The sequence below is a fragment of the Alistipes ihumii AP11 genome (assembly GCF_025144665.1).
Lineage (GTDB): Bacteria > Bacteroidota > Bacteroidia > Bacteroidales > Rikenellaceae > Alistipes_A > Alistipes_A ihumii.
Window position 1 is genome coordinate 2,678,893 of record NZ_CP102294.1, and the last position, 22,149, is coordinate 2,701,041.

17 protein-coding genes and 1 tRNA gene are annotated in these 22,149 nt (G+C 58.1%); 8 read left to right on the top strand and 10 right to left on the bottom strand.

Features of this window, described 5'->3' with window-relative positions; all coding sequences use genetic code 11:
* Window positions 1-296: 296 nt before the first annotated feature.
* On the bottom strand, window positions 297-641 hold the full coding sequence (locus NQ491_RS10805; protein ID WP_232423192.1) for a hypothetical protein: 345 nt from the start codon (window positions 639-641) through the stop codon (window positions 297-299).
* 102 nt (window positions 642-743) lie between these two features.
* On the opposite strand from NQ491_RS10805, the gene NQ491_RS10810 reads away from it, so the two are divergent.
* Entirely contained in the window at window positions 744-1,523 is a 780-nt protein-coding gene (locus tag NQ491_RS10810) for a S41 family peptidase (RefSeq protein WP_232423191.1), read from the top strand.
* 375 nt (window positions 1,524-1,898) lie between these two features.
* On the opposite strand, the gene NQ491_RS10815 is transcribed toward NQ491_RS10810, so the two are convergent.
* The 3 genes from NQ491_RS10815 to NQ491_RS10820 all read right to left on the bottom strand — a co-directional run bounded on the left by NQ491_RS10815 (window position 1,899) and on the right by NQ491_RS10820 (window position 3,957).
* Window positions 1,899-2,687, bottom strand: a complete 789-nt coding sequence (locus NQ491_RS10815) for a glycosyltransferase family 92 protein (RefSeq protein WP_259800661.1) — start codon at window positions 2,685-2,687, stop codon at window positions 1,899-1,901.
* A 326-nt stretch (window positions 2,688-3,013) separates the two neighbouring features.
* On the bottom strand, window positions 3,014-3,169 hold the full coding sequence (locus tag NQ491_RS11330; protein ID WP_407651696.1) for an ATP-binding protein: 156 nt from the start codon (window positions 3,167-3,169) through the stop codon (window positions 3,014-3,016).
* A gap of 714 nt (window positions 3,170-3,883) precedes the next feature.
* Window positions 3,884-3,957: transfer RNA gene (locus NQ491_RS10820), tRNA-Met, on the bottom strand.
* Between the two features lie 177 nt (window positions 3,958-4,134).
* Here NQ491_RS10820 and NQ491_RS10825 point away from each other — a divergent pair.
* Window positions 4,135-5,253, top strand: a complete 1,119-nt coding sequence (locus NQ491_RS10825) for an alkaline phosphatase (protein ID WP_019245523.1) — start codon at window positions 4,135-4,137, stop codon at window positions 5,251-5,253.
* Window positions 5,254-6,193: 940 nt separating this feature from the next.
* Here the strand turns inward: NQ491_RS10825 and NQ491_RS10830 are convergent.
* From NQ491_RS10830 to pdxA, 5 genes are all read right to left on the bottom strand, one after another.
* Window positions 6,194-7,927: a glycoside hydrolase family 127 protein gene (locus NQ491_RS10830; protein WP_019245522.1), complete on the bottom strand. Its 1,734-nt coding sequence runs from the start codon at window positions 7,925-7,927 to the stop codon at window positions 6,194-6,196.
* Window positions 7,928-7,964: 37 nt separating this feature from the next.
* The gene (locus NQ491_RS10835; RefSeq protein ID WP_019245521.1) at window positions 7,965-9,017 is read right to left on the bottom strand and encodes a glycoside hydrolase family 71/99 protein; all 1,053 of its coding nucleotides are present in this window, start codon (window positions 9,015-9,017) and stop codon (window positions 7,965-7,967) included.
* 520 nt (window positions 9,018-9,537) lie between these two features.
* Window positions 9,538-10,062 (bottom strand): translation initiation factor IF-3, encoded by a 525-nt coding sequence (gene infC, locus NQ491_RS10840; RefSeq protein WP_051012982.1) that lies wholly within the window; start codon window positions 10,060-10,062, stop codon window positions 9,538-9,540.
* Between the two features lie 205 nt (window positions 10,063-10,267).
* Window positions 10,268-12,211, bottom strand: coding sequence for a threonine--tRNA ligase (gene thrS, locus NQ491_RS10845; protein ID WP_019245518.1), 1,944 nt, complete (start codon window positions 12,209-12,211; stop codon window positions 10,268-10,270).
* Window positions 12,212-12,267: 56 nt separating this feature from the next.
* Window positions 12,268-13,365, bottom strand: coding sequence for a 4-hydroxythreonine-4-phosphate dehydrogenase PdxA (gene pdxA / locus NQ491_RS10850; RefSeq protein ID WP_019245517.1), 1,098 nt, complete (start codon window positions 13,363-13,365; stop codon window positions 12,268-12,270).
* Window positions 13,366-13,554: 189 nt separating this feature from the next.
* Between pdxA and NQ491_RS10855 the strand changes: the two genes are divergently transcribed.
* From NQ491_RS10855 to NQ491_RS10870, 4 genes are all read left to right on the top strand, one after another.
* The gene (locus NQ491_RS10855; protein ID WP_019245516.1) at window positions 13,555-14,388 is read left to right on the top strand and encodes a GIN domain-containing protein; all 834 of its coding nucleotides are present in this window, start codon (window positions 13,555-13,557) and stop codon (window positions 14,386-14,388) included.
* Window positions 14,389-14,561: 173 nt separating this feature from the next.
* Window positions 14,562-15,656 (top strand): NAD(P)H-dependent flavin oxidoreductase, encoded by a 1,095-nt coding sequence (locus tag NQ491_RS10860; protein ID WP_019245515.1) that lies wholly within the window; start codon window positions 14,562-14,564, stop codon window positions 15,654-15,656.
* 113 nt (window positions 15,657-15,769) lie between these two features.
* The gene (locus NQ491_RS10865) at window positions 15,770-17,986 is read left to right on the top strand and encodes a heavy metal translocating P-type ATPase (RefSeq protein ID WP_019245514.1); all 2,217 of its coding nucleotides are present in this window, start codon (window positions 15,770-15,772) and stop codon (window positions 17,984-17,986) included.
* Between the two features lie 11 nt (window positions 17,987-17,997).
* Entirely contained in the window at window positions 17,998-18,204 is a 207-nt protein-coding gene (locus tag NQ491_RS10870) for a heavy-metal-associated domain-containing protein (protein ID WP_019245513.1), read from the top strand.
* 799 nt (window positions 18,205-19,003) lie between these two features.
* On the opposite strand, the gene NQ491_RS10875 is transcribed toward NQ491_RS10870, so the two are convergent.
* A complete protein-coding gene (locus tag NQ491_RS10875; RefSeq protein ID WP_019245512.1) occupies window positions 19,004-19,999 on the bottom strand; it encodes a cation diffusion facilitator family transporter in 996 nt (331 codons plus the stop codon).
* Between the two features lie 253 nt (window positions 20,000-20,252).
* Between NQ491_RS10875 and gpmA the strand changes: the two genes are divergently transcribed.
* Window positions 20,253-20,999, top strand: a complete 747-nt coding sequence (gpmA, locus tag NQ491_RS10880) for a 2,3-diphosphoglycerate-dependent phosphoglycerate mutase (RefSeq protein WP_019245511.1) — start codon at window positions 20,253-20,255, stop codon at window positions 20,997-20,999.
* An 81-nt stretch (window positions 21,000-21,080) separates the two neighbouring features.
* The gene (locus tag NQ491_RS10885; RefSeq protein ID WP_019245510.1) at window positions 21,081-22,133 is read left to right on the top strand and encodes a class I fructose-bisphosphate aldolase; all 1,053 of its coding nucleotides are present in this window, start codon (window positions 21,081-21,083) and stop codon (window positions 22,131-22,133) included.
* Window positions 22,134-22,149: the final 16 nt, after the last annotated feature.

Here is a 22,149-nt window from a genome sequence, read left to right on the forward strand (position 1 = left end):
ATACGGTTGTATTTAATTAAATAAAATCATATTTTACCATGACCATGAAACGGAATTTATGGAGCATCGTGCTTTGTTTCGCCGCTCCGTATTATTTGTCAGCCCAACAACATGCTTCCATTCAAGATTTTGAGTTTCTCGTCGAGAAGATACGGAACGACTATCCGGGATATGAAGCGAAAGTCACGCCGGCTCTTTTTGCTTTGGAGGATCGGATTCGTCATAAGCTGGAACTGCATCCGGATTCCTCTTTTTACTATTTCAGTGAATATACGAGCTATTTCAGGGACGGACACTTACGGATGGGCTGGCTCGGCGGTTCTTCGGCTCCGCAGAGCGAGTCGGTAACGATTCCCGTTCATCGTATCGACAGGGATTCCCTGCTGCGGAAGAACCGCGATTCTCAGAACTTGGAAGGGCTTTGGGTGTCGAATTTCGGGGAAGAGATCGCCATACTGAGGTCCGCAGCCGATACGAATTCCTTCGATGGAGTGTTTTTGTCTGAGGACGAGGGGTTTTTCAATTTTACTCCGCTCGATGACACGACATTCGTTTGCACTGCGGAAGGAGGCGACCCGGTTTTCCAAAAAAAAGGTTTTGCATCGCTCAGACTGAATCGGAAGATACTGGAAATACACCATACGAATCATCGTTTTACGCGGAAGTCGAATGACGATATTTACGATCGGGCCGTAACATACACTTATATCCCGTCTTACCCGAACGGTCGGAACAATTATATAATGGCCAGCGTACTCGACGACAGTACCTTCTTTATGCGGATTCCGGGTTTTTATGATTATGATAAAGAACGCATCGAAGAGATGTTGACATGGTATCGGGACGATATACGAAGATGCCCCTATTTTATCATCGATCTCAGAGGGAATAGCGGAGGACAAGATCCGGCTTATGAAGCGCTTCTTCCTCTTTTGTACACCCATCCTTTCGTCTCCAAAGGCGTGGAGTGGTACGCTTCGGCGGGAAATATCGAGGAATTCGAAACGGCATTGAAAGAGGGCGATATAGTGGATGGGGAAGAAGGTATCGCTTGGACGAAAGCCCTGATCCGGGAAATGAAAAAGCACCGTGGCGGTTTTGTCATCCATCCGTATGATCAGGGCGAATCGGATACGGTCGTCTACGATACGGTATATGCATACCCGCGCAGGGTGGGTATTTTGATCGATAAGTCGAATGCTTCGGCTGCCGAACGATTTTTGCTGTTTGCGAAAAATAGCGCCAAAGTGACTTTGTTCGGGAACGAGCATACGGCCGGGATACTGGATTATTCCAATGCCGTACCCCACACTTTGCCGTCGGGGAGATACGAACTGGTTCTTCCGATGACCCGGTCGCTCGACCTGCCGGATCATCCGATCGACAACATCGGCATTGCGCCGGACTGCCGTATTCCCTTTCCTCGCCCGACCGATTTGTACGACAAGCTGGATTCGTGGGTCTATTTCGTGAGGAATTATTTTCAGTTGGAAGATGATCTGAAGCAGGAAGATGCGGAGTGATTTCGAGTGATGGCGTGAAGCGGAGAGAGTGGCTGGAGGCCGATCTCGTTCTGTCGGGAGGTTGCAGGCCGAGGGGTATTGAACCGGAGATGCTCTGCGGTTCGGTCGGATATGCTTCGGAAAACCGGAATACGGGAAAAGGGAACGCTATGCGCTTTCGTAAATGACTATGCGGGAACGTATTATTTGACAGATTCGACAAAAACGGACCGATCTGTCCGAAACTTTTGTCCGGCGCTTTTGTCGAATCTGTCAAATAATCTGGATATAAGACAAAATATAACGGAAAGCTTCCGAGAAGAAAAATCGCTCCTCCTGCTGCTTTGAGAGGCGAACGGAATACTCGAACCGATAGAATTGTGTAAATAATCTTGATTATCGACCGAGCAATCGGATTTTATCTTGAAACTGCTGCTCGACTTGCCGTTTTAAATGCAGCATCTGGGGATTGAAATGCCAGAAGTCTTCGACTTTCCGGCGGTTGAAATTGGAGTCCGCGATTCCCCGCTTTACCTTGTCGAGCCACTCTTCGAAACTTTTGGTCTGATAGTGGTTTATTTGGGCGATCTCGTTCGAGAACTCGCTGAAGGCTCCGGGAACGTGCCGGTGCTTTTCGTCTACCGCGTAATAGTCATCGCTGTATAAGGCGTAATGCGGCGAAACGACAATGCCGACTCCTGCGGGTTGGATAATGCTTTTCACATGACGGTTCGCCGGAAAATCATAGGGTAGCGGTTCCGTATAATTCTGCATGACCGGTCCTTCGGGTTTTTCGATATGGCCGTTGGCCGTATGGATCACCCAGTTCAGACAGACTCCCGCATATTCGTCGTAATCGGCCAGAAAAGCGTGGATGTCCCGGTGCTTTTTCAGCACGATAAACTCGTCTATGTCGATGTATGCGATCCAGTCGGCCCGGTCGTGCATATTGAAAAGGCAATGAGAATAGGCTTTTACCTGCGGGGTATTGGTTATCGGACAGTCGATAACCTCTACGACTCCTTTCCGGACATACGCTTCGAGGGTTTGTTTGGCAGGGATCACGCTGTTGTTGTCGTACAGGACGAAATGCTCGACTCCGATGCCGAGGTGATGTTCCACCCATTCGACCAGATAGGGCGTTTCGTCTTTCAGGATGGCGCAGATGATCATATGGTATTTCATCTTGATATGGTATGATTTCTTACACCTTAAAGATAACTATGAAATATTACAGTACAAAAAGTGGGTATGCCGAGCCGCCACTCGTCGAATCAAAATGACCCCTCCGAGTTAATGTTTAAGAAGCGTTTGAAGTTGTCGTTCGGACGGGCCTTTTGAAAGATAGTTTTTGAGTCCTGATTGACAACTGTTTTTTGCTGGTAATTTAAGCGAGAGTCCTGCTTTGCTCTTGCCCGCAAAACGACCGGGAGCACTACTTTGGAAACAGATATACATTTTCTGATTTATCTACGCTTCTGTTTTTTTCTTTTAAAGGTCCTCCGTACAGTTCAATGCGCAGTGCGTGATGTACTGTTCCTGTCCGGAACGGCGTCTGCAATGGTTTTCTCGCCGATTATATCATGCCATTTTTTCACGGGTATTCGTGAAAGAATGATCGAAGACTTCTTTTGGGGCCGGTCTTCGATTATATCAAGCCGTGCCAAGCGGGATTGAGAGTCGGAAAGATGTTGTTCGAGATTATCGAGAATCAGTAAGTTATGAGGTTCGGTGCGCTTGCGGGCGGCCGGTATGGCTCTTGGGGCTTTAGCGAGCTTGCCGGCTCATCAATTTGGCTGTATTCGCTTATATCCGTCGGATGTTCTCGTGTCGCGGGATCTGGCACTTTCTTCATGTTGAAACTGTTTTAAGTATCTCTTCGATCACGAGAGTTGTACTGGCCAACGGCCGGCTTCCGTAAGCCGTTACGGACCGACTCGCCGGGCAAAGCTCGGAATCCCGAACAGGACTTGTATGCCTGTTCCGGATAGGCTTTCTGCTCGAGTATTTTGCTAATGTATCGAGCCTCATCGGGATACCTTTTGCAGGAACCTTTCAGGTGTCCATTCGGTCCGGAACTTGTGCTGTGAGGCCATGTGATCGCTGTCTGTCGTGTAATGGAATTCGCACCTGTCACGCTTATGGGCTGCGATCTGGGTATGACGGTAGAACACTTTAAACTGTCGCGAAAAATACTTCTTGTAAGGAGGCATTTTTCTCCGGCAAAGGTGGTCGTTCTGAACCGGCAGCCGGGATCACGTTCATCCTGTTCAAAGAAGGCGAATTCAACCGGTTTTCCCAAAAACGAGCGAATGACAGTCGCAATTTTTCGACAAATAAAAAACAAAACGATCAATACGTTGTAACGTATTGATCGTTCGTAGCGGGAGAGAGACTTGAACTCTCGACCTCATGATTATGAATCATGCGCTCTAACCAGCTGAGCTATCCCGCCCTTGCGGCGTTTGCGAGTGCAAAAGTAATAATTATTTCCTTGCCCGCAAATAATTCGGACCGTTTAAGGTAAAATAATGAAAAATTAATGGGATGAAAATAGGGCGGCTGGCCGAAAAAGAGTAACTTTATCATCCCGATACGGGAAAAACGAACCAAATTAAACGGAATCGAAAAAATGAGAAAACTTGCTTGGACGGCTTGGGCTCTTGCGATGCTGGCCGTCGCGCCCGATTTGTCGGCCCGGGAAAGCTCCCGCGCGAAAGAGGAGCCTGTGAGGAATGTGATTTACATGATCGGCGACGGCATGGGGCTGACCCATGTGTCGATGATGATGCTCGAGGAGGGCTATCGTCCGACTTCGTTCGACCGCAGCCAAAACGTGGCGCTGATTACGACCTATTCGGCGAATAACCGGGTTACCGACTCGGCGGCGGCGGGTACGGCGCTGGCTTCGGGCCGCAAGACGAATAACGGCATGCTGGGAATGACGCCCGACGGCGAGACGTTCGAGTCGATGATGGAGAAAGCCATGGAGGAAGGGTGGAAGGCGGGGCTCGTCGTGACGGTTTATCTGCAGCACGCCACGCCGGCTGCGTTCTATGCCCATGTGCCGAGCAGGAACGATCTGGACGAGATATCCGAGCAGTTCGTCGAGAGCGGTGTGGACGTGGCTTTCGGCGGCGGCAAGAAGTTCCTCGCGGCCGAACGGGGCGACGGGAAGACGCTGATCGACGAGCTGAAAGCCAAGGATTACCGTGTCGTGTACGATCTTCAGGAGGCGGACGCCGTCGATCGGGGCCGGATCGTGGGCCTGTTCTCGGAAGAGTACATGCCGACCGTACTGAACGGGCGCGATGAGAACTATCTGTGCGATGCGACGAAAAAAGCTCTCGAGATTCTGACGAACAACGCCGGAAGGAAAGGCGGCTTCCTGCTGATGGTCGAAGGCTCGCAGATCGACTCGGAGGCGCATGCCAACAACGCTCAGGGCATTCTGGCCGAAACGCGCGACTTCGATCGGGCCGTCGGCGCGGCGATGGACTATGCCGACGCGCATCCGGGCACGCTGGTCGTCGTGACGGCCGATCACGAGACGTCGGGCCTGTCGATCACGAGCAACGAGACCGATTTCACGCTGTCGGACAGCGGCGTCGGCTATCATTTCGGCACGACCGGCCATTCCGGAACGATGGTTCCCGTCTATTTGTACGGGACCGGCGCCGAGCGGATCAACGGCGTGATGGACAATACCGAGCTGTCGAAGAAGATACAGTCGCTGATGGGTCTGGAATAGTTGCCTGCGGGCTGAGAAAGTCCGGGAACGGGTCGTAGCGGCACGCGAGGAACGGATCGTACTTTCGTTATCTGCGTTTTCGGTCCGGGTCGGAGGCTGCTGTGGTTCGGTGCGCAGAAGAACCGATTCGTACGTCTTTTCAGGAGCAGCAAGCCGCCGGTTTGCCGCTCCTTGATTTTCGGACGGAACTGCCGTTCGTCCTTGCTTTCGTAATTCTCGGACTTCTGATTTCCTCCGTCCCGGGCCGGCACGATGGGTTAAGTTCGCGATGACGCGCCGGTGCGAAGCCTTGCTTCGCCGGGTACGTCTCTTTTGCGTGTCCCGATGATATGGCCGTGCTTTCGGCACTCTTTGAATCGGGCGGAACCGCTGTCGGAGAGAAGCCCGATCGCGTGCGAGCTGTTCCGGTTCGGGATATTGCGGAGCGATATGGAGCGTTTGTTCAGAAGACGACGGAATTTTTGGGCAGGTTTACGGGTTGCGGGTATGGAGCAAGGAAGCGTTCTGAGGGTAACTCGGTTGTCTGGCAGGTTACGGTGTACGGAAAGGTTTCATGCTCCGTTCGCGCCGGTATGCTCGGACTGTATTGGAGGCCGGGGAATAAGGCCTGAATAGTCGGACGGGATGCAGTGCGTGGCTCATGTCCGTATCGGACGGAAGATGTACGATGCTTCCGATTCCGGTTTGCGGTTCGCAGCCGGTGGTTTCTCCGGGACCGGGACCGGGTTGGCGCAGCGCCGGCGGTTACGTTTCGTCGTGCCGGAAGCGTGCCGGGCGATCGCTCGCCTGTCGGGGTAATGCGATCCGATGCTCGTTTCGGATTATGCTCGGCGGTTGTTGCCGGCTTGTTGGTCGCCAGGGCCTTTGAGAAAGACGAATGCCGTCGGAGCTACGGTCCGACGGCATTCGTCTTTGATTCGGTCAAGTCCCGTCGTTCGGTTCAATCGATGCGGACCGTAATGCCCGGCCGATAGTTTTCCGCCAGACAGACTTTCGGACTCATCAGATGGTAAACCGGCGAGAGTTCGTACGGAGTTCCTTCGATCCGGAACGTGCCGTCTCCGTCGGCCAGAATCGGGGCTTCTCCGTCGAGATGCAGCGGCGCTTCGCCCTCGTATGCGAGCACGAGCGGACCGTACATCGCCTTGTACAGCGTTCGGTCGGTGATGTCCCGGTTTTCAAGAGGTACCCAGCGGGCGGCGAAGCCGTATTCGAGCTCGATCCGGTCCCCTGCTGAGAACGGGCCGGCCACTTCGGCGAATCCTGCCGAAACGTTCGCTTCGACCGGATGTCCGTTGAGCGTCAGCGACCGCAGCTGCATATAGGACGGAACGACGAGGGCGAGCGAAACCTCCTTGTCCGGTTTTTCGGCAAAGCGGAACTCGATTCGATCCCCGAACGGATAATCGGTGCGCTGTTCGAGCACGACGTTCCGGTCGGGCAGTTGCAACCGGCTTTCGCGGTAGAACGGTACGACGATCCGATTGCCTTCGGTGAAGTAGGCGTACTCCGCCGCGCGGCCCAGCCCTTCGCCTCCGCGCATCGTGCAGCACCAATAGGCTTCGTCGGCGTGAATGCCCAGTTCCGGGTAGACGACGCCTACCGGCTTGTCACAACCGAATCCGCCGTTATGGCGTTGCGTGGCGGCGATACCGTTCAGATAAATCTTGTCTGCGTCTTCCAAATAGGTCGGATTGCGGGTCGTGGCCCAGAGCTGCGTGGCGAGCAGATAGGAATCGACGATCGCACAGGGCTCGGTCCATGTGTCGTAGCGCTCGAACCAGTTGTAGTTCTCGTAGTTTTCGGTCATGCCGTATTCCTTGTACAGCTTCCAGCGCTTTTCGACGCGGGGAATCAGCGTCGTGTCGCCGGTCAGGGCGGCGTAGCGGAGCATGCCGCGCAGGGCCGTGAGCGAGGCGTGGGTTTGGGCCCGGATTCCCGTCAGGTCCATTCGCTCGAACAGCGCGATCAATTTGTCGATCAATGCTTTCGACTCCTCGGACGGAATGTACTGGTACGAATGGATCAGTCCTTCCATGCCGATGAACACGCAGCCCACGTCGGACGAGAGCGCCCAGCCGTCGACCGTATTCTGCACGCGGCCCGACATGTCGCCGGCTCCTGAGACGCGCTGCTCCTCGCTCAGCGGATAGCGGTCCACCAGCGGGGCGATCGGCAGAAAGAGGCTGTCGACGATGCCGCGAGCGATCTCCAGCACCTGCGGGTCTTTCTTCCATGCGTAGTATTCGCACAGTCCGCGGAGCAGCCAGCCGTGTCCCGAAAGTTGCTGTTCGTCGGCCGATCCTTCATGGATCGAGCCCAGATAGCCTTTCGCATTCAGCTCGCGGGGCAGCCGGCGGATCAGTTCGTCGAGATAGAGCGGCGTACGGCCCGAAGCCCGAGCGTCGAGTACGAGGGCCAGAATCGTGCGGCCTTCCTTGTCGCCGGGCCATCCGCCCGATTGCTCCTCGGTCCAGTAGACCTGATCGGGCTGGTAGTAGTCGGTTTCCAGCCGGTCGAAATTGCGCTCGATTCTCTGTCGCAGTTCGCCTCCTACGGTCACGCGGTCGAAACCGGCCGGAGCGAGCGCTTGGGTCTGCGGGCCGGAAGCGCAGCCGGCCAACAGACATGCGCCTCCGAGCAAAGCGGAGAGGCGCGCAGGTTTTTTTCTCATGGCAGTATCGTTTTAGGCAGTTGGTTCGGATATCGGGTTATTCGGTTTTGAACCGGCGTATTTCCTCCTTCAGCAGTTTCAGATAACGGTCGCCCAGCGTGAGCGAGGGCTCCAGATCCTTGCTGACCTCTATGCTGGGCTGCTCGCCGGTGGTCCATTCGTTCCACGAGACGACCATGGCGAAACGGGGACCGACGGCGCGGGCCCGGGCGAACTGTTCGCGCAGCGTTGCGCCGTCGCGGCGACCCTTGGCCGGAATGTAGTCGGTATCTCCGGGCTTTCCTTGCGGTCGCACGGCCGTGCATATGACCATCGACTCGGGCCGGCCGTCGCGGACGGGATAGGTTTGCTCGCCCCGGTCCTCCCACGACCAGTAACCGTAACGGCTGACCCGGTCGTCGGTCCGCAGGGGCGCCTGTTCGCTGACGTATCCGGTCATCCAGCGTACCGCGAAACGCTCGTCGTCCCATGCCGGCGTGCCGTTCTGCCAAGGCGAGGGCGTATCGACGTACACGACCAGCAGCGGCTTGCCCTCGTGGAGCTGCATCATCTCCCGATAGCGGGGATTGCCGGCATACATCTCCCATACTTGGTCGGCTTTTTTCTGGAGACGACCGTCCTCGGCGGCCTCGGGCGCGCCGGTCACGCCGATGAAAATACTGATTCTGGGGTGGGGGAGGCCCGCCTCCGACATCTTGCGGTATTCGTCGAACAGAATGGCGGTCGCGTCTTCGATCACGTCCTGCTTGCCGCCGGTCCACAGCTTGCAGGGGTCGTAGGTGACATTGTTCGACCAGTCGAGCCAGACGAAGTCGACTCCGGCGTCGGAGAGCCATTCGGCATGCTTGCGTATGACGCGGCGATCGCGCGAGTCGTACTCGCCGATCTGCGGCTTGTCCCATGTGCTCGACCACAGGTCCCTGTCGGCCCACAGTCCGTAGGCGATGCCCACCTCGCGCTCGGAGGGCGGAACGGGCGGATAGGAGGATGCACCCTGTCTGCCGGTCGGTTGCGCGGACAGCGTGCCGGCGGTAAGCGCCCACGAAAGTAAAGCGGTCAGAAAGACGGTCGGAAACGGATTCTTTTTCATAGGTTCGGGATTTGGATTTCGTCGTATCGGGGAGATAGGGGAGGGGTTGGCTGTTCCTGTTTGCGGCTTTCGGGAACGATGGCCGATTTTATCGGGTCCGCAGGCCGTTTGTCGTTTTCCGTCGGACAGGGCAGTCGCGAAATGTCCGAAAACGGCTGTCCGGGACATGCGGACCGGTCGTGTTCCCGATCGATGGCTTTCCGCAACGATTTCCGCATTCGACATTTCCGTCCCGCGCGATCCGAAGACTGTCGTGTGGTGAATGCCCGATAGCATAAACATGTTTAGCCTGTCAGCGCTTGAACGGCTGTGGCTTTCCATTGAAACGAGCGGTCCGCGCTATGCCGTTGCGGAACGCTCCGAAAGCCGAGGGAAACCTTTCCCCGGCCGAGACCGCGAGTTTCCCGCCGAGGTCAGTTCCTTCTCGGACGAAACCGGCTGTCGGGATGTGATCCGGTATGCCGAACCCTCCCGGAGAGTTTCCCGGGAGGGTTTCGATGCTTCGGGGCATGCGGGCCGTTTACTTTTTCGGCTTCGGAGCGAGGATCAGAATCATCCTTTTCCCCTCCAGACGCGGCATCTGCTCCACTTTGGCCCACTCTTCCAAATCGGTCGCGAAGCGCAGCAGCAGGATTTCGCCCTGATCCTTGAAGACGATCTGGCGGCCGCGGAAGAAGACGTACGCTTTCACTTTGGCGCCCTCTTTCAGGAAATTTTCCGCATGCTTGAGCTTGAAGTTGTAGTCGTGATCGTCCGTGTTCGGCCCGAAACGGATTTCCTTGACTACCACCTTGACGATCTTCGACTTGATCTCCTTAGCTTTCTTTTTCTGCTGGTACAGGAATTTCGAGTAGTCGACGATCCGGCATACGGGGGGATCGGCCTTGGGAGAAATTTCGACCAAATCGAGTCCCATCTCGTCCGCCTTGCGCAGTGCCTCGCGCAGCGAAACGACCATCGGCTGCTCGATGTTGTCGCCCACGAGCCTTACTTGAGGCGCCGTGATGCGGTTATTGATTCGGTGTGCAGCTTCTTTCTCCTGCACCCTGCCCCGATAGGGGGATCTTGTCTGAGGTTTTGTAATTATAGCTTTGCCCTCCACCGTTAGTTAGTAAATCCTTTATCCTTCAAAAAGCGGGGGAACCCGGTGAAGGTCCTCCCACTTTGTTCTTGCGAATACCGCGCTGCAAAACGGCTGCCGGCTGAAATATTACCGTCGCCGAGCCTTTCCCCAGCTATGTCGCCGCGCTCTACTTGCCCGGCGTCCGAATCTCGCCGGCCACTTTCTCGCGTACCAGAGCGATGAACTCGTCCTGCGTCATCGAGCCTCGGTCGCCCTCGCCCTGCGCGCGGACCGACACCATGCCCTCGGCCTCCTCCTTCTCGCCCACGATCAACAGGAACGGAATGCGTCGCAGCTCGTTGTCGCGGATCTTGCGGCCGATCTTCTCGTTGCGGTCGTCGACCGTAGCACGAATATCGGAATTATTTAGATAATCCGAAACTTTTTTCGCATAATCGTTGAATTTCTCGCTGATCGGCAGCACGACCGCCTGATCGGGCGAGAGCCACAGCGGGAACTTGCCTCCCGTATGTTCGAGCAGCACGGCCACGAAACGTTCCATCGAGCCGAAAGGCGCGCGGTGGATCATGATCGGCCGGTGCGGCTTGTCGTCCGAACCTTTGTAGGTCAGGTCGAAGCGCTCGGGCAGGTTGTAGTCGACCTGAATCGTGCCGAGCTGCCATTGCCGCCCGATCGCGTCGCGAACCATGAAATCAAGTTTCGGGCCATAGAACGCGGCCTCGCCCAGCTCGACCGTCGTCTTGAGTCCCTTCTCGGCGGCGGCTTCGATGATGGCCTGTTCGGCTTTGTGCCAGTTTTCGTCCGAACCGATGTACTTCTCCTTGTTGTTCGGGTCGCGCAGCGAAACCTGAGCCGTGAACTTGTCGAAGCTGAGCGTCTTGAAGATGTAGAGCACGATGTCGATCACCTTCATGAACTCCTCTTTGAGCTGGTCCGGCCGGCAGAAGATGTGGGCGTCGTCCTGCGTGAAGCCGCGCACGCGCGTCAGTCCGTGCAGCTCGCCGCTCTGTTCGTAGCGGTAAACGGTGCCGAACTCGGCGAAGCGCAGCGGCAGATCCTTGTACGAGCGCGGTTTGAACTTGTATATTTCGCAGTGGTGCGGGCAGTTCATCGGCTTGAGCAGGAACTCCTCGCCCTCGTCGGGCGTGTGGATCGGCTGGAACGAGTCCTTGCCGTACTTGGCGTAGTGGCCCGACGTGACATAGAGGTCTTTCATGCCGATGTGCGGCGTGATGACTTGCAGGTAGCCGTATCTTTTCTGCACATTGCGCAGGAAGTGCTCCAGACGGTCCCTCAGCGCGGCGCCCTTGGGCAGCCACAGCGGCAATCCCGCGCCGACCCTCGGCGAGAAGCAGAACAGCTCCAGCTCCTTGCCCAGCTTGCGATGGTCGCGTTTTTTGGCTTCCTCGAGCATGGCCAGATACTCGTCGAGCATCGACTTCTTCGGGAACGTGATGCCGTAGATACGCGTCAGCATCTTGTTCTTCTCGTCGCCGCGCCAGTAGGCTCCGGCTACGGAAGTCAGCTTGATCGCCTTGATGTATCCCATGTGCGGCAGATGGGGCCCCCGGCACAGGTCGGTGAACTGTCCGTTGGTATAGAAACTGATCGTGCCGTCCTCGAGCCCCTCGATCAGTTCTACCTTATATTGGTCGCCTTTCTCGGTGTAGGTCTTCATCGCGTCGGCCTTGCTTACTTCGCGTCGCGTGATGGCCTCCTTGGTCCGGGCCAACTCCTCCATTTTCTTTTCGATTTTCGGCAGGTCGCCCTCGGTGATCGGGGTCGGGGAGTCCACGTCGTAGTAGAATCCGTTCTCGATGCTCGGGCCGATGCCGAACTTGATGCCCGGGTAGAGCGCTTCGAGCGCTTCGGCCATCAGGTGGGACGACGAGTGCCAGAATGCCTTCTTGCCTTCGGGGTCTTCCCATTTGTGCAGCTTGATCTGCGCGTCGGAGACGATGGGACGGTTCAGGTCCACGATTTCGCCGTTGACCGAGGCCGACAGCACTTCCTGAGCCAGACGCGGGCTGATGCTTTCGGCGATCTGCATCGCCGTCGTCCCCTCGGCGTACTCACGAATGCCGCCGTCGGGGAAAGTCACTTTAATCATAGTTTCGAAACTTAAGTATAATCGCGGTACAATACGAGCTGTACCTCTGCTTGTTCTTACTGTTGGCCTTCGGACTGCTCGGGGAGCTCCGAGGCCGACACGTCGGCGCCCGTCTCGCGCTTGTACTTGCGCAGCGGGTTGGCGCTGATCTGTCGGTATATCCTGCGGCTGCGCAGCACGTCGATCGCCATGTAGATCGCCTCGCGCATCCCGTTTCCGCTGGCTATGCCTCTCCCGGCGATGTCGAATCCTACGCCGTGCGCCGGGCTGGTCCTCACGACGGGCAGGCCGGCCGTGAAGTTGACGCCTCCTTCCGACAGCGCCTTGAACGGGGCGAGTCCCTGATCGTGATACATGGCCAGTACGGCGTCGTATTTCCGATAAGCCGCGGCGGCGAAGAATCCGTCGGCGGGGAAAGGCCCGAACGCGAGAATCTTCTCGGCGAAGGCTGCTTGGATAGCCGGCGCGATGATCTGCTCTTCTTCCTGTCCGATCAGGCCTCCGTCTCCGGCGTGGGGATTGAGGCTCAGCACGGCGATGCGCGGTTCGCGGACCGAAAAGTCCTGAATCAGCGCATGGCGCAGGGCCCGCAGCTTCGAGAGAATGCCTTCTTTGCTGATCGACGCGCTGACGGCCGAGACCGGAATGTGCACGGTGACGAGTCCGACCTTGAGCAGATCGCTGCACATCATCATCAGCGGCTCGCCGCCGAACTCCGAGGCGAAAAACTCCGTATGGCCCGTGAAGCGGAACGCCTCGCCCTGCACGTTCTCCTTGCAGATAGGACCCGTGACGACCGCGTCGATCGTTCCGGCCTTCAGATCGGCTGCCGCAGCCTGCAGCGCGACGACCGAGGCGGCTCCCGCCGCCGGCGTCATCTCGCCCGGCTCGACGCGCAATTCGTCGGAGCAGCAGTTGACCAGGTTGATGCGTTTCGGATTGGCCTCGGCGGCCGATCCTACGATGTTGAAGCCGAGGTTTTCGGCTCCCTCGATCTGTTTCTTGTAAAAGCCGGCCGCCTTGGCCGAGCCGTAGACGACAGGCGTGCACAGTTCGCAGATGCGCGGGTCGCAAAGGCTTTTGACGATCACTTCGTATCCTATTCCGTTCGCGTCTCCGTGCGTAATACCTATCTTTATTTTATTGTCGCTCATAATGTTCGGTTCGTTCGGTCGAATGTTTCCTCGCGGCGCGGAAGGCGGCGCGGCCGCAGCCGCGGGCTGCAATGGGCAAAGATACGAAAAACTATTGTAAATAAAATAGCTGGCGCAGTGTAACTTTTGCGGACGGTTTCCGTATTATATACAAAGCCGGAGCGTGTCGGCTCGAAAACGGTCTGTCCGATGAAAAAAGTCTGTTTCGTGTTCGCCCTGTTGCTGGTGGGAAGCGTAGCTTCGGCCCAGACGCGCATGGTTCGCCTGACGCGTTACGAGGGTTGGCCGATTACGGGAGTTTCGGCTTCCGGCGCTTTCGACGCTTTCGACGTGTGGCTGATTCGCTCCGACGAGACCCGCGCCGTGGTCGAGATCAACGAGCAGCTCGAACCGATGCTCCGTTTCGAGATCGACTCCTGCGGCGTCGTGCATGTGGGTATGGACGGCATTCGGGGCGATATCCATGATGTGAGGTGGCGGCTTTACCTCTATTTGAACGATCTGACCTACATCCGTGCCTCGGGCGCTTCGGACGTGGATTGCGTCGGGCTTTTCGAGAGCGGCGACGTGCGGATCGAGTTGGGCGGAGCGTCCGATCTGAGGGGGCTCGAACTTGCCGCGGCGGGCGTCGTGAGCATCGAGGCCCGCGAGTCGAGCGATATCGATGCCTCGGTTCGCTGCCGCGAGCTCAACGGGACGTTCTCCGGCGCGTCGGATGCCGTGCTGAGCGGATTCAGTGGGAATTTGTATTGCAACCTGTCGGGAGACTCGGATATGAAAGTGTCGGGCACGGCCGGCATCGTTTCGGTCAAGTGCAGCGGTGCTTCGGACTTCGATGCGGCCGGGCTCGTGACGCAAAGCTGCCGTGCCGAGGCGTCGGCTGCTTCGCGGATTGCGCTGAGACCCGTCGAGAAGGAGCTGTCGGCCAACAGCAGCGGCGTGTCGTCGATCACTTACCGGGGAAATCCGTCGTTGGGCTCGGTCGTTCATTCTTCCACCTCGTCGGTGCGCCAGGTACATTGATCATCCTCTGATTTTCATATAATAAAAGTAGTTTAAGTAATTTGTTTAGGACGGACGGCCTCTCATCGCGGGAGGCCGTTTTTGTTTGGGCATCGTATATTTAACCCGTTTTTTGCTGGCGAACCGGATGAATGAATTACATTTGTTCAATCTATTTATCAATATCGTATTCAATGAAATCGTTCAAAATCGGGGACCTTACCGTAAAACTGCCTATTATCCAAGGCGGTATGGGGGTCGGCGTATCTCTGTCGGGTCTGGCCTCGGCCGTAGCCAACGAGGGCGGCGTTGGAGTCATTTCCTGTGCCGGCATCGGGCTTTTGTATCCCCGTTTCTCCAAAGACTATCTGACCAACAGCATGATGGGGCTCCGCGAGGAGCTGCGCAAGGCGCGAGCCAAAACGCGCGGTATCGTGGGCGTCAACGTCATGGTGGCGTTGAGCAACTTCTCGGACATGGTTCGCACGGCGATCTCCGAAAAGGCCGATATCATCTTTTCCGGGGCGGGGCTGCCTCTCGATCTCCCTTCGTATTTGCGGGAGGATAGCACGACGAAGCTCGTTCCGATCGTCTCCTCGGCCCGCGCCGCCCGCGTGATATGCGAAAAATGGAAGGCGAACTACGACTATCTGCCCGACGCTCTGGTTGTCGAGGGCCCCAAGGCCGGCGGCCATTTGGGCTACAAGAGGGAGCAGATCGACAATGCCGACTACTCGCTCGAGCGCATCGTTCCCGAGGTCGTTTCCGAGGTCGGGCGCTACGAGGAGCTTTACGGCCGCCGGATTCCGGTGATTGCCGCAGGCGGCCTCTATACCGGCGAGGATATCTACCGGATCATGCGGCTCGGCGCGACGGGCGTGCAGCTCGGCAGCAAGTTCGTGACGACCGAGGAGTGCGACGCTTCGCCCACCTTCAAGCAGACTTACATCGACTCGTCGAAGGATGACATCGAGATCATCGCCAGTCCGGTAGGCATGCCCGGCCGCGCGATCGGCGGAGAGTTCATCCGTCGGGTGAAGGAGGGACTCATGCGTCCGAAGAAGTGTCCTTTCCATTGCATCAAGACCTGCGACTATACGAAAAGTCCCTACTGCATCATTATGGCGCTCTACAACGCGGCCAAGGGGAATCTTTCGAGAGGGTACGCTTTCTGCGGGGCGAACGCCTATATGTCGAAGAAGATCACCAGCGTCCGCGAGACGATCGAGTCGCTCAAGTCGGAGTTCGCCGCCGCCTGCCGGCGCAACGGCCAGACGGCCGTGCTCTGACGCTTCCGGGCGGAGAGTTTCCGCAGGACCGTTAACCGAACAATATTCAGGGATGATGCGAGTCGTCTTTGGGTATTGTTTTTGTCTTTTGGAGTAGTTCGAAAAAACGTGTCATGGCAAGGAACATCGAAAGAAAAGAGTTTCCGGTGCTCGAAATGAGCTGCGCGTCCTGCGCGAACCATGTCGAGCAGACGGTCCGGCATTTGGAGGGAGTCGGCGAGGCTTCCGTCAATTTCGCTTCGAACACGCTGTCGGTCGCGTTCGACCCCGGGACGATCACGCCCGTTCAGATCCGCGATGCCGTTCGGGCGGCCGGCTACGACCTGATCGTCGACGAGCGCAACGGCGAGCAGCAGCGCGAGGAGTCCGAGCGTGCGCGCTATCGCCGGTTGCGTCGCGATACGGTCGGAGCATGGGCTTTCTCGCTGCCGCTCATGCTGATCTCCATGGCGTTCATGCACATGCCCTACGGCAACTGGATCATGCTGGCGCTGTCGTTGCCGGTGCTGGGTGTGTTCGGGCGCATGTTTTTCGTAGGCGGGTGGAAGCAGGCGCGTCACGGACAGGCCAACATGGATACGCTGGTCGCGCTCAGCACGTCGATCGCCTTTCTGTTCAGTCTGTTCAATACGGTCTATCCCCGGTTCTGGACCGAGCGGGGGCTGGAACCGCATGTCTATTACGAGGCCTCCTGCATGATCATAGCTTTCGTCCTGCTGGGCAAGTTGCTCGAGGAGCGGGCCAAGGGAAGCACCTCGTCGGCTATCAAGAAGCTGATGGGATTGCAGCCTTCGACCGCCCGCCTGTTGGCCGGCGGCATCGAGCGGGACGTTCCGATAGCGACATTGCGCGCAGGGGATCTCGTGTCGGTGCGTCCCGGGGAGAGGATTCCGGTCGACGGCACGGTCGAAAGCGGCGAATCGTTCGTCGACGAGAGCATGATTACCGGCGAGCCGCTGCCCGTCGATAAGAAGCCCGGCGACCGGGCGGTTGCCGGAACGATCAACGGCCGGGGCTCGTTCGTGTTGCGGACGACCGGGGCCGGCGCCGACACGCTGCTCGTGCGGATCATACGCATGGTACAGCAGGCACAGGGCAGCAAGGCTCCCGTGCAGCGCATAGCCGACCGTATCGCTTCGGTGTTCGTGCCGACGGTCATCGGGCTGTCTGCGCTGACTTTCGTGCTTTGGCTCGTCATCGGGGGAGAAGCCTATTTCTCGCATGCGCTGTTGTCGGCCGTTTCGGTGCTGGTGATCGCCTGCCCCTGCGCGCTGGGGCTCGCCACTCCGACGGCGCTGATGGTGGGTATCGGGCGCGGGGCCGAGAATCAGATCCTGATCAAGGACGCGGCGGCGCTCGAGCAGATGTGCCGTATCGACACGATGGTACTGGACAAGACCGGAACCCTGACCGAGGGACGTCCCTCGGTCACGGAGTGGATCGACGTCGTCCCGCCGTCCGACGGACTTTACGATGCCGTCTATTCCGCCGAGATGAAGTCCGAGCATCCGCTGGCTTCGGCCGTCACGGCCTATCTGGCCGGCCGGGGCGCCCGGCACCGGGAGGTGGACTCGTTCGAGAGCCTGACCGGTCGCGGCATCGCTTTCCGTTGCGACGGAGCGTCTTACTGGATCGGAAGCCGGGCGTTGCTCGAGACTCGCGACGTCCGTCCGTCCGTAGAACTGCTCGCGCGTATCGACCGTCTGGAGCAGGAGGGCGCGGGAACCGTATTCGTCGGACAGGACGACCGCTTGCTGTCGGTCGTCGTCGTCAGCGATCCGCTCAAGGAGACGACCCGCGAAGCGCTGGAGCAGCTCCGACGGCGGCATATCCGTCTGGTCATGCTGACCGGCGACAACCGTCGGGCCGCCGCTGCGCTGGCCGGGCGGTTGGACATCGACGACTTCCGGGCCGAGATGATGCCCGACGACAAGGAACAGTACGTGCGACGGTTGCAGGCCGAGGGTCGTCGCGTAGCGATGACGGGCGACGGGATCAACGACTCGCAGGCGCTGGCGCGGGCTGACGTGAGCATCGCTATGGGGCGCGGGACCGATGTGGCGATGGACGTGGCGATGATTACGCTGATGAACTCCGACTTGTCGCTGCTGCCCAAGGCCTATGCGCTTTCGCGCAGTACCGTGCGCCTGATCCGCGAAAACCTGTTCTGGGCTTTCGTCTACAACCTGATCGGCATACCGATCGCGGCCGGAGCGCTCTATCCCTTGTGCGGGTTGTTGCTGAGTCCGATGTTGGCCGGAGCCGCTATGGCTTTCAGCTCGGTGTCGGTCGTTGCGAACAGCCTGCGTCTGAAATGGAAAAAACTTTAAACGATTATCCGATGAAAAAGAGATTCAAGACCAACGCCAAGTGCGGAGGATGCGTCGCCAAGATCGGCGAACAGCTGAACAAAATGGCCAAGCCGGAAGAGTGGTCGATCGACCTTGCCTCGCCGGAGAAATTGCTGACGATCGATACCGACGAGCCCTCGGAGGCTGTCGTTCGAGCCGTGTCCGAAGCGGGCTTCAAAGCCGAGCCGCTCGATTGAGGCACAGCCTGTCCGATGCTTTCGGCCGCGCGCCCGTTCGGATTCGGGGCCGAAGACGAATAGAATGGGGCATTCCGTGATTCTGCGCATGCGGAACAGGAATGCCCCAACTTTCGTATGCCCGGCGTGTACCGGTCGGTTTTCGTTTCGGTCGGTCTGGTTCCTTGTCTTTCCTGCCGGGTTCGGCCGGCCATGCATGGGGCCGTTGTTGTCGTCGTTTCGACCGGCGGCAAGGTTTCTCCGTCCTTTCGGCTGCGTATGGCCGGCTGTACGGGACCGTCCTTCGGGCATTTCGGCACGCCGCGCGGAGTCTGCCGGAGAAACGTTCTTCCGTACCGTCCGAACATCGGAAAAAACTGCCGCTTCGCGTTTCGCGCGGCGGATCCGTTGCCGTCGCGTGCCGCGTGTGTTTTCTGTCCGGACGGGAAAACGGGGATCGGCTTTCGGAATCAGGTAATTGTATGCTTTAATGTACCATGCATGCTTGTCTCCGGATTTCTATAATCTGTCAGCCGCGGCATGTGGCCGCAGCTTGCGTATCCGGTTAGGCTGCTACTATGAGATTTCCTTCGTCGGAAGTGATTTCATACGGGGAAAAACCGGACGTATCGGAGACTCGAGAGCCGGTACGGTCAACGGATATAATTGGGGCGGAATTATTCTCATGCTTTTCCATGTTCTCGCATCGCCGGACCGGGTTGTCCGTGTCAGTAGGAGTATTTCTGACCGGCGCGTATTTCGGGAAGGGCAGGGAGCCCGGTTTCGGCCGGGAAAGCGGGCGTTGTCCGACCGGGAAGCGCTACTCGCTCCTTTGCTCGTCGTTCTCGGTCAGTTCGCGCAGCGTGTAGACCAGCGGGCCGGCGAACGCTTCGCGGCGGTACGGGCACTCCTCGACCGAGCAATGGTTGCAATGGCGTTCCTCGCACGGGTCCGAGTGTACCGAAAAGAGCACCCGGTCCGAGAAGCTTTGCTCGATCACCCGCTTGAGCTCCTCGCAGGCCTTGTGCCCCTGCCGGACCGTATAGTACCACGGCAGCGTCAGGTCGCAGTCGATATAGGCGTAGCTCCCGTAGCGGATGATTTTCAGGTTGTGGATGTCGATCCAGTCGGGACGGGGACGGCGCGATACGGTTTCGAGCATTTTTTCGAGGTATCGTTCGTCGGCCGTGTCCATCAGGTCCGATGCCGTTTTGCGCAGGATTGAGATTCCGGTCCATGCGATGATGCCGCCGAAGAGCATGGCCAGCGCGCTGTCGATCCACCCGATGCGCGTTACGTAGAGCAGTACGAGGCCGGCGACCAGCCCGATCGTCGAGTACGTGTCGGATTGGAGATGCCTGCCTCCGGCTACGAGCGCGACCGAGTCGTAGCGCCGCCCGGTCCGGATGCTGTAAAGGCCCAGCAGGTAGTTTACCGCTCCCGCCGCCGCTACGATCGCGATGCCCGTGTCGAGCTGCTCGATCTGCGAGGGTACGAACAGCCTGCGGACGCCTTCGTAGACGATAGCCGCTCCGGCCAGCAGGATCAGCAAGCCTTCGATCGAGGCCGAGATCAGCTCGATCTTGCCGTATCCGAACGGATGGTTGCGATCGGCGGGTCGGGCGGCCCGGTACAGGCTGTAAAGGCTGATCAGGCCCGCCGTTACGTTGACGATACTCTCCATCGCATCGGTCAGCACACCGACCGAATTGGTCAGGAAATAGGCGGCGAACTTGCCTGCCATCAGCATGACCGAGCACAGTACGATGCGTCGCTGCACCCGCTGCTTGACCTGTTCTTTTTCCCGAATTTCCATAGAACCTTGATTCCGTAGGCAAAGATAGCGTTTCCATATCAATAACCATACGGAATATCGGGGGCGTGGGGCGGCCCGCTTTACGGCGGCCGCGCCCTATACCTTTTGTTTCGACGCGCAGAGAAAGCGAGCGCGGAAGCGTTCCGTTGCGGTCGGGGAGCGACGGTTTTCCCTGCTGGCGTTTTGTCTGGCCGTTTTATTGCATACCTTTACGATAATCGTCGTGCACGGCGATTCTAAAGGAGAATGCGTTATGAAAAGAATTGTTTTGCTCCGTCACGGAGAGAGCGAGTGGAATCTGCAGAACCGGTTCACGGGATGGACCGATGTCGATCTGACCGAGCGGGGAGTGGCCGAGGCCCGCGAGGCAGGGGAACTGCTCGGCCGGGAGGGATTCTCTTTCGGCAAGGCCTATACTTCCTATCTGAAGCGGGCCGTCAAGACGCTGGATTGCGTGCTCGACCGCATGAATCTGGACTGGATTCCGGTCGAGAAGACTTGGCGGCTGAACGAAAAGCATTACGGCATGCTGCAGGGACTCGACAAGAGCGAGACCGCCGAGCGGTACGGCGAGGAGCAGGTGCTCGTCTGGCGCCGCAGCTACGACGTGGCTCCCGATCCGATCCCCGAGGACGATCCGCGCAATCCGCGCTTCGAGGCCCGCTACCGCGAGGTGCCCGACCGCGAGCTGCCGAGAACCGAGTCGCTCAAGGATACGATCGAGCGGACGATGCCCTATTGGAAGTGCATCCTGTTCCCCTCGCTGAAGGATTACGACGATCTGCTGGTCGTCGCTCACGGCAACAGCCTGCGGGGTATCGTCAAGCATCTCAAACACGTTTCCGACGATGAAATCGTCCGACTGAACCTGCCTACGGCCGTACCCTACGTTTTCGAGTTCGATGGCGGGCTGAACCTCGTGCGCGACTATTTCCTCGGCGATCCGGAGAAGATCCGGAAGATGATGGAGGCCGTCGCCGGTCAAGGAAAAAAGAAGTGACCGGAGACTCTCGTCCTCCGGAAATGCGACAATAGATGAAAATGCGGGGTCAGTTCCGACCTCTCTGAAACGAATTTGGCTATGAATACGAAAATCGAGAAAATTCTGGGAAGCGAGGCGTCTTTCTACCTCGATCATGTCTGTCGGAAAATCGGCAAGAGCCTGATCCATGCGCCCTCGTCCGATACGGTCGACCGGCTTTGGGTCGGGACGGACCGCAACGTGCGTACGCTCTGTAGCTTGCAGACCCTGCTCGGACACGGCCGGCTTGCCGGGACGGGCTACCTTTCGATCCTTCCGGTCGATCAGGGCATCGAACATACGGCAGGCGCCTCGTTCGCACCCAATCCTCTTTATTTCGATCCGGAGAATATCGTTCGCCTGGCGATCGAGGGAGGCTGCAACGCCGTAGCGTCTACTTTCGGCGTGCTGGGCGCCGTCGCGCGACGGTACGCACATCGGATTCCCTTCATCGTCAAGCTGAACCATAACGAGCTGGTCAGCTATCCGAACACCTATAATCAGGTGATGTTCGGTACGGTTGAGGAGGCGTGGAACATGGGAGCCGTCGCGGTCGGGGCTACGGTCTATTTCGGCTCGCCCGAGAGCCGTGCGCAACTGGTCGAGGTGGCCGGGGCCTTCGAGCGTGCCCACGAGCTGGGCATGGCGACGATTCTGTGGTGCTACCTGCGTAACGGCGCGTTCAAGAAAGACGGGACCGACTACCATGCGGCGGCCGACCTGACCGGTCAGGCCGATCATCTGGGCGTGACGATTCAGGCCGATATCGTCAAGCAGAAGCTGCCTTCGGGCAACGGAGGGTTCCGGGCCGTAGGGTTCGGCAAGACGAGCGACGCCATGTACGACCTGACGACCGACCATCCGATCGACCTGTGCCGCTATCAGGTGGCCAACGGCTACATGGGGCGTGTCGGTCTGATCAACTCGGGCGGCGAGTCGCACGGGGCGGACGATCTGCACGATGCCGTCGTGACGGCCGTGGTCAACAAGCGGGCCGGAGGCATGGGGCTGATCAGCGGCCGCAAAGCGTTCCAGCGCCCGATGAGCGAGGGTGTCGAGCTGCTCCATGCGATTCAGGACGTTTATCTTGACGGCGATATCACGGTGGCTTGAGGCGAGCGGCGCGGGA